This window comes from Egibacter rhizosphaerae (genome assembly GCF_004322855.1).
Taxonomy (GTDB): domain Bacteria; phylum Actinomycetota; class Nitriliruptoria; order Euzebyales; family Egibacteraceae; genus Egibacter; species Egibacter rhizosphaerae.
In genome coordinates, this window is record NZ_CP036402.1 from 4,138,083 (window position 1) to 4,149,397 (window position 11,315).

Annotated in this window: 11 protein-coding genes and 1 tRNA gene; 9 read left to right on the plus strand and 3 right to left on the minus strand. The window is 71.6% G+C overall.

Features of this window, described 5'->3' with window-relative positions; all coding sequences use genetic code 11:
• Positions 1-255: 255 nt before the first annotated feature.
• Positions 256-1,500 carry a murein hydrolase activator EnvC family protein gene (locus ER308_RS18985; RefSeq protein WP_131156439.1) on the plus strand — a complete coding sequence of 415 codons (1,245 nt, stop codon included), beginning with the start codon at positions 256-258 and terminating at the stop codon, positions 1,498-1,500.
• A gap of 88 nt (positions 1,501-1,588) precedes the next feature.
• Here ER308_RS18985 and ER308_RS18990 read toward each other — a convergent pair whose 3' ends face one another.
• Complete coding sequence (locus tag ER308_RS18990; RefSeq protein WP_131156440.1) at positions 1,589-2,674, minus strand: LCP family protein; 1,086 nt, start codon at positions 2,672-2,674, stop codon at positions 1,589-1,591.
• A 152-nt stretch (positions 2,675-2,826) separates the two neighbouring features.
• Between ER308_RS18990 and ER308_RS18995 the strand changes: the two genes are divergently transcribed.
• The gene (locus ER308_RS18995; RefSeq protein WP_131156441.1) at positions 2,827-3,582 is read left to right on the plus strand and encodes a zf-HC2 domain-containing protein; all 756 of its coding nucleotides are present in this window, start codon (positions 2,827-2,829) and stop codon (positions 3,580-3,582) included.
• Positions 3,583-3,638: 56 nt separating this feature from the next.
• Positions 3,639-3,710: transfer RNA gene (locus ER308_RS19000), tRNA-Val, on the plus strand.
• Positions 3,711-3,763: 53 nt separating this feature from the next.
• Here the strand turns inward: ER308_RS19000 and rpe are convergent.
• On the minus strand, positions 3,764-4,438 hold the full coding sequence (gene rpe, locus ER308_RS19005; RefSeq protein WP_205745738.1) for a ribulose-phosphate 3-epimerase: 675 nt from the start codon (positions 4,436-4,438) through the stop codon (positions 3,764-3,766).
• A 105-nt stretch (positions 4,439-4,543) separates the two neighbouring features.
• Here rpe and ER308_RS19010 point away from each other — a divergent pair, with 105 nt between their 5' ends.
• The 6 genes from ER308_RS19010 (at position 4,544) to ER308_RS19035 (ending at position 10,073) form a co-directional block, all read left to right on the plus strand.
• Positions 4,544-4,780 (plus strand): putative signal transducing protein, encoded by a 237-nt coding sequence (locus ER308_RS19010; RefSeq protein WP_131156443.1) that lies wholly within the window; start codon positions 4,544-4,546, stop codon positions 4,778-4,780.
• A gap of 77 nt (positions 4,781-4,857) precedes the next feature.
• Positions 4,858-6,846 (plus strand): threonine--tRNA ligase, encoded by a 1,989-nt coding sequence (gene thrS / locus ER308_RS19015; protein WP_205745739.1) that lies wholly within the window; start codon positions 4,858-4,860, stop codon positions 6,844-6,846.
• Positions 6,843-7,400: an HIT family protein gene (locus ER308_RS19020; protein ID WP_131156444.1), complete on the plus strand. Its 558-nt coding sequence runs from the start codon at positions 6,843-6,845 to the stop codon at positions 7,398-7,400. Before thrS ends, ER308_RS19020 begins: the two co-directional genes overlap by 4 nt.
• Positions 7,401-7,551: 151 nt before the next feature.
• Entirely contained in the window at positions 7,552-8,439 is an 888-nt protein-coding gene (locus ER308_RS19025) for a basic amino acid ABC transporter substrate-binding protein (RefSeq protein WP_165492256.1), read from the plus strand.
• A gap of 114 nt (positions 8,440-8,553) precedes the next feature.
• Positions 8,554-9,327, plus strand: a complete 774-nt coding sequence (locus tag ER308_RS19030) for an amino acid ABC transporter permease (RefSeq protein ID WP_131156446.1) — start codon at positions 8,554-8,556, stop codon at positions 9,325-9,327.
• The gene (locus ER308_RS19035; protein WP_131156447.1) at positions 9,324-10,073 is read left to right on the plus strand and encodes an amino acid ABC transporter ATP-binding protein; all 750 of its coding nucleotides are present in this window, start codon (positions 9,324-9,326) and stop codon (positions 10,071-10,073) included. The genes ER308_RS19030 and ER308_RS19035 overlap by 4 nt, the downstream gene beginning before the upstream one ends.
• 4 nt (positions 10,074-10,077) lie before the next feature.
• Here the strand turns inward: ER308_RS19035 and rocD are convergent, their stop codons facing one another.
• Positions 10,078-11,286: an ornithine--oxo-acid transaminase gene (gene rocD / locus ER308_RS19040; protein WP_131156448.1), complete on the minus strand. Its 1,209-nt coding sequence runs from the start codon at positions 11,284-11,286 to the stop codon at positions 10,078-10,080.
• Between the last annotated feature and the right edge of the window lie 29 nt (positions 11,287-11,315).

Sequence of the window (11,315 nt, forward strand, 5' to 3'; positions counted from 1 at the left end):
TCCTCCGCCACCCCACCGCCGGACCCGGTCGTCGGCGGGTTGCCCTTCCGGACGGGTCGCGTCCACAGGCCCGGATTGCTCGCCAGGGGCCGCTGTTCGTAGGATCCCGCGTTGGTCGGCGCGGGTCATTGCGGGACGAGGAGTGACCCCGCCGAATCCGCCGAGCCCCATCTCGGCGGCGCAGTCCAACGGGACCCCCACCCCGGAGGGACGATGATCGACCCACCGCGTCGGCGCGCGCGTACCCGGCGTCGCGTGATCGCCCCCAGGGTCGTCGCCGTGCTCCTGCCCGCCCTCGCCGTGGCGATCTCGGTCGGTCCGGCCACGGCCGATTCGGACCTCGCCGCGGAGGAGGAGCGGCTCGAGGAGACCGAGAACGAGCTCTCCGAGATCAGGGACGAGCTCGAGGGGGCTCGTGATTCGGTCGACGAGGAGGAGGCCGCGCTCGAGGTCGCCGAAGCGCGTGTCGATCGGGTGGTGGGCGCGGTCGAGGAGGTCCGCCACGCGGTCGAGCGCCAGCAGGAAACCGTCCAGAGCGCGCGCGAGGAGTTCGCCGAGCTCGAGGAGGAGGTCGACCGACACGAGGCGCGGCTGCAGGATCGCATCGCCGAGATGTACCGGGACGGTTCCAACGGGGCGCTCGGTCCGGTGATGGACAGCGAGGATCCGGGCGCGGCCCTCGCGACCTCAGCGTTGCTGGACGCCGTCAACCGTAGTGATCGGCTCGTGTTCGAGGATCTCGAGTCCACGCGGGCGCTGGCGGAGGAACAGGCGCAGCGGCTCGAGGAGGAGGAGGAGATCCTCGAGGCGGTGGTCGACCGCAAGGAGCGGCTGCTCGCCGACGTCGAGGAGCTGCGCGAGGATCGGGCGATGCAGCTCGCCGAGGTGGAGGAGCGCATCGCGGAGCTGGAGTCGCACGAGGAGTACCTGGAGGGGGATCAGGCCGCGATCGCCGCCGAGATCGAGCGGATCGAGGAGGAGGCCGCGGAGCCCGAACCCGAGCCCGAGCCCGAGCCCGATGCCGGGGACGAGGGGGCCGGCGCCGACGGGGCCGCGGGTGCCGGCAGTGCGGCCTCCGACTCCGGGGACGAGGAGTCCGACACCGAGGCGACCACCGCCGAAGCACCGTCCGGCGAGGGCTGGACGTGGCCGGCCAGCGGTCCCATAACCAGTGGGTTCGGTCAGCGCTGGGGACGGCTTCACGCCGGGATCGACATCGCGAACTCCGCCGGCTCGCCGGTTATGGCCGCCCGCTCGGGCACCGTCGCGTTCGCCGGGTCGCAGGGGGGGTACGGGCAGACCGTCATCGTCAATCATCCTGGCCCGTACCAGACCCTCTACGCGCACCTCAGCTCGATCGAGACGAGCGTCGGTGCCTCGGTGAGCGCCGGGCAACGGATCGGCGGGATGGGCTGCACCGGTAGCTGCACCGGCACGCACCTGCACTTCGAGATCCACGTCGAGGGACAGCCCCGCAACCCACTGGGCTTCCTGCCCTAACCCGTACGCGCCTAACCCGTCCGCGCCTAACCCGTACGCGCGCGCTGCGCTGGGCGGCAGCTGCCTGCCGGGGCAGCGCGCCGCCGCGCTACCCGCCGTCGATCGGGTCGCTGTCCGGTGCCTCCTCGAGCGCGGCGCCGGATCGGAAGCGCTCGAACACCTGCGCGGCCTCCCCGCTCGGTTCGAGCACCGCCGCCCCGCCGATCGTCGCGGGATTCGCCGGTACGACCTCGGTGGTGGCGCCTCCACTCAGCGAGCGCACACCCCACCCGATCCGCGCCATCGCGAGTGGACCGACCGAGTCGCTGGCCGTCACCGCCTGGGGTCCGGAGTGCGCGAGCCGGGTGAGCCGGATGGGATTGACCAGCGTGCTGGGGCTCGCCACCCGGCCGGCCAACGCCCCCAGGAAGCGCTGCTGGCGCTCCATGCGACCGAAGTCGTCGTCGATCGCTCGGACGCGCACGTAGCCCAGCGCGTCGGCGCCGTCGAGGACCTGGCACCCCTCGGGCAGGTCGAGGCCGGCGCGGCGATCGGCGATCGGTTGGTCGAGGCACAGCTCGACCCCGCCGACGGCATCGACGATGTCGACGAAGCCGAGGAAGCGGGTCTCCAGGTAGTGGTGGACCGGGAGCCCGGACAACGCGGAGACGGTCTCGACGAGGCACGAGGGGCCGCGGATGTTCACCGACGCGTTGATGCGCCCGGTGCTGCCGTCGCAGCGCTCGACGTAGAGGTCGCGCGGGAACGCGAGCAGCGCGGCGTCGTTGCCCCGCATCGACAGCAGGATGATCGTGTCGGCGAGGTCTCCGCCCTCGGAGCCCGTGGACAGCTCAAGTTGCTCTTCTCGGGTCATGTCCTGGCGGCTGTCGGAGCCCACGATGAGCACGTTGGTCGGCTCCCCGAACCGCGTGGAGGCGAGCCCGTCCACCGACTCGGTGTCGAGCTGCAGCGTGGCCCAGCCCGCGAGCCCGGCGAGGAAGACCGCGACCACGACGAGTGCCGTCCCGAGCCACCGTGCCGGACGCGCATGGCGTCGCGTGCGGCTCGGCCGCGCGCGGGCCGGACTCTTGGTCGCCGGACCGCCCCCCGTGCCCTTGCGGAGTGGACGCACCGCGCCGCCTCCACGGCGTGGGCGGCCCCCGCGCATCGCGGGGCCGAAGCTGTCGCCGCTCATCGTTGGCTCCTCAGACCGCGCGGTCGGGCGCGGTCTGACGTCCGAGACACCAGCGCACTCGATTCTGACAAGGCCGGGTGGACGGGGCGAACCGGCCCGCCCGCGGGCAGTCGGCCCTCCCGGTCCCCGGCCGGGGTGGGTACCCTTGCGGCGTGGGTGCCGCACCGGATCCCGAAGGACACGAGGCCTTCGACGGGATGGCCGTGGAACACGTGCTCGGCAACCTCTCCGAGGACGACGCCCGCCGGTTCCGAGCGCACCTGCTCCAGTGCCCACATTGTCGCGCGCGCGTCGGCGAATTGCGGTCCATCGCGCACGACCTCGCCAGCGTCGAGCAGCGGGCCGCCAGGGAGCGCACGGACACCACGGTGGAGACCAAGCCGCGTGCGGACGATGCCGAGCCCGCACCGTCGCGCCCGGCGACGCGCCGACGGACCTCGCCGTGGATCCTGATCCTGCTGGTGATCGTGGTCGGGATCGCCAGTTGGAGCGTGCTCCTGCGGGGCGAGGTCGAGGAGGCCGAGCGGGAGCTCGATGCGCGCGAGGGGGCGGCCGAGGTGCTCGCCTTCGGGCAGGCGTGGCAGGTGGCTCCCGGCGCCGAGGAGGATGGCGACGGAGGGACCGAGTCCGGTGACGGGGTCGCCGGACCCTCGTCCACGGACGTGCGGGCACGGGTCCATGAGGACGACGGGGCACTGGCCGTCCTGGTCGAGGGGCTCGTCCCCGGGGCCCACGAGGGTCACGAGCTCCGGGTCCTCGACGGCGAGGGCGAGACGATCGCGAGCCGTGATGCGACCGAGCGCGACGGGACGATGCTGGTGTTGCTCCCGCAGCTGCCGGGGCGCGCGGAGCAGGTCGAGCTGCTCGTCGACGGTGAGGCGTGGCTGCGCGCCGACCGTGACGAGTGAGCCCATGGGATCACGGTTGGTGGGCGGCGACCGCCGCCGCTATCCTTCGCGTGCTCGGGCTCGTAGCTCAGTGGGAGAGCGCTCGCCTCACACGCGAGAGGTCGCTGGTTCGAAACCAGCCGAGCCCACCGTCGTTCCTGCCGCGCGGGGTGCTGGCCCCGCGCGTCCGCGGGGTTCCGGCTCATCGGGCGGTCCGCGCCGCCTCAGCCCTCGCGCGCAGGTCCTCGATTCCCTCGGCCAGCGAGGCCGCTCGCCACAGCGACGTCCCGGCCACGAAGACGTCGGCCCCGGCGGCCGCCGCGCCCGCGATCGTGTCCGGACCGATGCCCCCGTCCACCTCCAGCGCGATCTCTCGACCCGACCCGTCGATGAGCTCGCGGGTCCGGGCGACCTTGGCCTCCATGGACACGAGGTAGGGCTGGCCCCCGAAGCCGGGGTTCACGGTCATCACCAGCACGAGGTCGAGCAGGTCGAGGACCGGCTCCGCGAAGGCCACGGGGGTACCCGGCGACAGCGCGAGGCCCGCCCCGGCGCCGAGCTCGCGGATCTGCCGCAGGGCGGCGTGCGGCTGGCGCAAGGACTCGGGGTGCACGATGATCAGCTCGCAGCCGGCGTCGACGTAGCGCTCGAACAGCTCCTCGGGGCGCTCGCACATCAGGTGCGCCTCGAACCCGCACCCGGCATGCGGCCGCGCGGCCGCGATGACGTCGGGCCCGAAGGTCAGGTTCGGGACGAACTGGCCATCCATCGCGTCCCATTGCAGGCGGTCCGCGCCGGCGGCGTCGAGCCGAGCGACCGCCTCGCCGAGGTGCGCGAAGTCGACCGGCAACACTGACGGGACGATACGCACAGCCACACCGAACCTCCTCGCCGGGGCAGGACCGCGGAGCAGCCTACTGGCGTGCGGACGCGATCGTGCGGATGCGGGCGACCGAACGGGCCGACCCGCTACCGTGGCGGCATGGAGGAGGTCGAGGTCACCGAGCTGCCCCATCCGCTCGCCCGTATCGTGCAGGGTGCGCTGGAGGCCGAGGGCATCCCGTCGCGGCTGCAGCGTGACGCGCTGTCCGGCATCTACGGGCTGGAGACGGGCATCTTCGCCACGCGGCTCCTGGTGCCGGCCGATCGCGCCGACGAGGCGCGCGCGCTCATCGCCGCGGTCGAGGCGGAGGAGGCCGCCGAGCAGGACGAGGCCTGAGCGGGCCGGGCCCAGCCGCCCCGCGGCACGCGCAACCCGCCACAGACGACGAACCCCTGGGCAGAGAGGAGAACCCCGTGGGAGAGGAAGCGATCCGCGTCACCGGACCCGACGGCCGAGCCGCCGAGGTGACGACGGGTGCGACCGCCGGAGAGGCCCTGGGGGCGCTCGATCTGCGCCGGGGCCAGGTCGTGGTCGCCAAGCTCGACGGCGAACTCGCCGACCTCGACGTGCCGGTCGCGGACGGCCAGACGGTCGAGCCGGTGCCCGCTGACAGCGACCAGGGCCGCCACGTGCTGCGGCACTCGGTCGCCCACGTGATGGCCCAGGCGGTGACCGACCTGTTCCCGGAGGCCAAGTTCGCGATCGGTCCGCCGGTCGCCGACGGCTTCTACTACGACTTCGACGTCGAGCGTCCCTTCACGCCGGACGATCTCGAGGCGATCTCCTCGCGCATGCACGAGATCATCCGCGAGGACCAGGCGTTCCGCCGGCGCGAGCTCGATCCCGACGAGGCGCTCGAGGTGTTCGCCGACCAGCCGTACAAGCGGGAGATCATCGATCGGGCGACCCGGCAGGGGGCGGTCAGCGGCGAGGAGGCCGGCGACGTCGACCCCGACGCGGGCGGCGCGATCACCGTCTACGAGAACGTCCGCGCCGACGGCAGCGTGTGGCCCGACCTCTGCCGCGGTCCGCACCTGCCGACCACCCGCTGGATCCCCGCGTTCAGCCTCCAGCGGGTCGCCGGGGCCTACTGGCGGGGCGACGAGTCGCAGCCCATGTTGCAGCGCATCTACGGGACCGCATGGGAATCACGGAAGGCGCTCAAGCAGCACCTCGAGCTCCTGGAGGAGGCGCGCAAGCGCGACCACCGCAAGCTCGGGCGCGAGCTGGAGCTCGTGCACTTCCCCGAGGAGCTCGGCCCGGGCATGGCCATCTTCCTGCCCAAGGGCGCGATCGTGCGAAAGGAGATGGAGGACTGGATCCGCGCCGAAACCCTGCGGCGGGGCTACGAGCCGGTCTACACCCCGCACGTCGCCCGCGAGGAGTTGTGGGAGACCTCCGGGCACCTGGAGAACTACGCCGAGCTCATGTTCCCCGGCATGGAGCTGGAGGCCGCGAACTACCGGCTCAAGCCCATGAACTGCCCCTTCCACATCATGGCGTTCACGTCGCGGACCCGGAGCTACCGGGAGCTCCCGCTGCGCATCTCCGAACTCGGCACCGTCTACCGCAACGAGCGCTCGGGCGTGGTCAACGGGATGCTGCGCGCCCGCGGGTTCACCCAGGACGACAGCCACATCTTCTGCCGTGACGACCAGATCGTCGACGAGGTGGCCGGCTGCATCGACTTCGCCCGCGACGTGTTCGCGACGTTCGGCCTCGGTGAGGCGTCCCGCATCGCGGTGTCGACCCGGCCGGCGAAGGCCTTCGGCACCGACGAGCAGTGGGCCACCGCCGAGCAGCAGGTCATCGAGGCGGTGCAGCGCACCGGGCTCGAGTACGAGACCGACCCCGGCGAGGGCGCGTTCTACGGGCCGAAGGTCGACGTGCACGCGCGCGACGCCCTCGGCCGCGAGTGGCAGCTCTCGACCATCCAGGTCGACTTCAACCTGCCGGAGCGGTTCGACATCACCTACGCCGGGGAGGACGGAGCCGAGCACCGGCCGTTCATGGTGCACCGCGCGCTCTTCGGCTCGATCGAGCGCTTCTTCGCGGTGCTGCTGGAGTCCACCGCCGGCGCGTTCCCCACCTGGCTCGCGCCCGTGCAGGCCGTGGTGGTGCCCATCGCCGACCGGCACCACGAGGGCGCGGAGAAGGTCGCCCGGACGTTCCTGGCGAGGGGCCTGCGGGCCGAGGTCGACACGACCGACGACACGATGGGCGCGAAGATCCGGAAACACCAGCTCGCGAAGGTGCCGTACCAGCTGATCGTGGGTGACGAGGAGCTCGAGGCCGGGACGGTGTCCGTGCGCCCGCGTCGCGGGGAGCAGCGCAAGGGGGTCGAGGTCGAGGCGTTCGCGGAGGAGCTCGCCCGCGAGGTCGGGGACCGGGTCACCGAATGAGCTCGAACGCCGCGACGCCCGATGAGGGTCCGGTCGCCGGCGGCGGGGCCGGTGGGCGACTCGACGACCTGCAGCGGCTGTGGACCCCGTGGCGCATGGCCTACGTCGCCGACCCCGATCGGGAGTCGACGGGCTGTCCGTTCTGCGAGCTGCCCGGTTGGGGTCCCGATCGGGACGCGGATGCGCTGATCCTGCACCGGGGAGAGCGCGTCTTCACGATCCTCAATGCCTTTCCATACAATCCCGGTCACCTCATGATCGTCCCGTATCGCCACGTGCCCGATCTCGCGGATCTGGACGAGGGGGAGCTCGCCGAGCTCGGCCGGGAGACCCAGCGTGCGGTCGGGGCGTTGCGGGCGGCGAGCGGGCCGCACGGCTTCAACCTGGGGATGAACCTCGGCGGGATCGCCGGGGCGGGCATCGCCGAGCACGTGCATCAGCACGTCGTGCCCCGGTGGGGCGGCGACACGAACTTCATGCCGGTGATCGGCCAGACGAAGGTGCTCCCCCAGATGCTGGAGGAGACCTACGAGCGGCTCGCACCGCAGTTCTGAGCCCAGCGGCTTCGCACCTCGGTGCTCGAGCCGAGCGGCTCGCGACCGCGGTGCTGACCGTCGTCGGCTCGTGCGCGCCGACTCGGGCCCGTAACCTACGATCGGTATGGTTCGTTCCGCTGATGCTCGAGCCAGCGATCGTCTGGGGGTCATGATGCGAGTGCGTGTGTGGTGGTTGGCTGCGGTCATGGGGCTGCTGGCCGTGATGTTGGCCGCGTGCGACGACGACGCGGCCGACGAGGAGGCCGAGGACGCGCCCGACGAGGAGGCCGAGGACGAGGAAGACGAGGAGGACCAGAACGCGCCCGACGAGGAGGCCGAGGTCGACACGGGCGACCTCGAGCTCGCCGAGGACGGTGAGATGTTGGTCGGCAGCGATCTGGAGTTCCCGCCGTTCGAGTTCATCGACGACGACGGGGAGCCGGACGGCTTCGACATCGACCTCATGAACGAGATCGCGGACCGGCTCGGCGTGGAGGTGGAGTTCCAGGACGCGAGCTTCGACACGATCTTCACGCAGTTGGCGTCCGACGAGTTCGACACGATCATCTCGGCGATCACGATCACCGAGGAGCGGATGGAGACCATCGACTTCACCGACCCGTACTTCGCGGCGAATCAGGCGCTCGTGGTGGTCGAGGACTCGGACATCGCCGGGGTCGACGACCTCGACGGCGCCGATGTCGGCGCGCAGGCCGGTACCACCGGCCTGGACTACGCGACCGAGAACTTCACCGAGTCCGAGATCGTCGAGTACGACTCGTACCCCGCGGCGTTCAGTGCCCTGGAGGGCGATCAGATCGACGCCGTCCTCGGGGACCTGCCGGTGGCCAGCGAGGCGGCGGAGGACTCCGACGCCCTCGACCTCGTCGAGGAGGTCGACACCGGCGAGGAGTACGGCATCGGCGTCCAGCAGGGGGCGGACAACCTGCGCGCAGCGATCAGCGACGCGATCGCCGAGATCATCGAGGACGGGACCTACGAGGAGATCTACACCGAGTGGTTCGAGGGCGAGGTGCCCGAGCAGTTCCGGAACTGACTCGCGGGCCTCGCGCATGACGGGGGGCCGGGGCGCCGCCTCGCCCCGGCCCCCATCGCGCCACGCCCGATCCCGCGACCGGCCGCCGCAAGCCGCGCCGTGTGAGGAGCCGCGATGGAGGAGACCGCCCTCGAGCGGGTCGTCCGCCTGCTGTTCAACCCGGAGGTCTTCGCGCGGGTCCTGCCGGATCTGCTCACCGAGGGCCTGCGCAACACGATCCTCATCTCGTTCTCGGCGATGGCCCTCGGCTTGGTGTTCGGGATGGTGCTCGCGCTGATGCGCATCTCCCGGCGGTGGTGGTTGAAGGCCCCCGCCCAGGTCTACATCGACATCTTCCGCGGCCTGCCGGCGATCCTCGTCATCTTCTTCGTGGGCATCGGCATGCCGATCGCGGGTTTCCGCCCGTTCGGTCGCGAGCAGCTGCTCGCGGCCATCGCGGCGCTCACGCTCGTGGCGACTGCCTACATCACCGAGATCTTCCGCGCGGGCATCCAGTCGGTGGACAAGGGCCAGATGGAGGCCGCACGCTCGGTCGGGATGGGGTACCTGCAGGCGATGTGGCTGGTCATCATCCCGCAGGGCGTGCGGCGGGTGCTCCCTCCGCTCACGAACGAGTTCATCGCGTTGATCAAGGACTCGAGCCTCGTGTTCATCATCGGCACGACCGTCGGCAGCCGCGAGCTGTACCGCATCGGACAGTCGGTGACCCAGGACACCGGCAACGCGTCGGCGATCGTCGCCGCCGGGCTCTGCTACCTCATCATCACGGTGCCGCTGACCTACCTCGTGAACTGGTGGGACAAGCGGCTGCGCGAAGGCAAACCGCAGTCGTCGGTCCCGGTGTCGGCCGGCTCGGTCGGTCGTGGCGGGGGAGTGGCCCGCTCATGAGCGCGGGGTCCGGCGGTGTCCCGCGTGTGGCCCTGCGCAACCTGCACAAGTCGTTCGGCCACCTCGAGGTGCTGCGCGACATCGACCTGGAGATCTATCCGGGTGAGGTCGTGTGCGTCATCGGCCCGTCGGGTTCGGGCAAGTCGACCATGTTGCGCTGCATCAACCGGCTGGAGGAGCCGACCGGCGGCTCGGTCGAGATCGACGGCGAGGACCTCATGGGCCGCGGGGCCGACATCGACTCGATCCGCCAGCGCGTGGGCATGGTGTTCCAGCAGTTCAACCTCTTCCCGCACATGACGGCACTCGCCAACGTGGCGCTCGCGCTGCGGCGCGTGAAGGGCGTCAGCAAGGGGGAGGCCGACCGCCTCGGTCGCGAGCGGCTCGCCGAGGTCGGCCTCGCCGACAAGGCCGAGAGCCGGCCCGCGCAGCTGTCGGGCGGTCAGCAGCAGCGGGTCGCGATCGCGCGGGCGCTCGCGATGGATCCCGAGGTCATGCTGTTCGACGAGGTCACGAGCGCGCTCGACCCGGAACTGGTGAAGGGCGTGCTCGACGTGATGCGCGGGCTGGCCGACCGAGGCATGACCATGGTCATCGTCACCCACGAGATGGGCTTCGCCCGTGAGGTCGCCGACCGCCTCGTCTTCATGGACGAGGGCCGCATCATCGAGGACGGGCCGCCCGCGCAGTTGTTCGACGCGCCATCGAGCGAGCGGCTGCGCGACTTCCTGGCCAAGATCCTGTAGCAGTTCAGGCCAGCGCTCGACCGATCCGCTCCAGCGCGAGGTCGAGGTCCTCCTCGTCGATCGTCAACGGCGGCGCGAAGCGCAGGGTGCGCTCGTGGGTGTCCTTCGCGAGAACGCCCTCGCTCAGCAGACGGCGGCAGCGCTCCTTGCCCGGGGGCGTACCGGGAGCGAGGTCGACCCCCGCCCACAGCCCGCGTCCGCGCACGCCGACGACGTCGGGCGCGTCGAGCGCCCGCAGGCCCTCGACGAATCGTGGCCCGAGCTTGGCCGAGCGGGCCTGCGGCTCGCCGGAGCGCAGCATGGCGAGCACCTCGCGACCGACCGCGACGGCGAGGGGGTTGCCCCCGAACGTCGAGCCGTGCGAGCCCGGGGTGATCGGGGCCATCACCTCCGCGGTCGCCACCACCGCGGACAGGGGCATGATCCCGCCTCCCAGTGCCTTCCCGAGGATGTAGACGTCGGGCTGCACGCCTTCGTGCTCACAGGCGAACGTGTACCCGGCCCGTCCGAGGCCCGACTGGATCTCGTCCGCGATGAGCAGGACCCCGTGCCGATCGCACGCCTCGCGGGCGCGGCGCAGGAACCCGTCGGGCGGGGTCACGACGCCGGCCTCCCCCTGCACGGGCTCGAAGAGGAACCCGGCCACGTCGGGGGAGGCGAGCGCCTCGTCCAGAGCGTCCGCGTCCCCGTAGGGCACCACCTCGAAGCCGGGGGTGAAGGGACCGAAGCCGCGACGCGCCTCGCCGTCGGTCGAGAAGGAGACGATCGTCGTCGTCCGCCCGTGGAAGTTGCCGTCACACGCCACGATCACCGCGCGGTCGGAGGCGATGCCCTTCTGCTCGTAGCCCCAGCGCCGAGCGATCTTGATCGCGGTCTCGACCCCTTCCGCGCCCGTGTTCATCGGGAGCACGGAGTCGAGGCCGCACAGCTCGGCGAGGTCCCGGCAGAACTCGCCGAGCCCTTCGGCGTGGAAGGCCCGGCTCGTCAGCGTGAGACGGTCGAGCTGCCGGCGGGCGGCGTCGACCAACCGTGGGTGGCGGTGCCCGAAGTTCAAGGCGCTGTAGGCGGCCAGCAGGTCGAGGTAGCGCCGGCCTTCGACGTCGGTGACCCATGAGCCCTCGCCCTCGGCGAGCACGACCGGCAGCGGCGCGTAGTTGTGGGCGCCCCAGCGCTCGGCGGCGGTGATCTGCTCGTCGGTGGTCTCGGCGGCCATCTGCACCTCGCTGTCTCATGGTTGTTGGC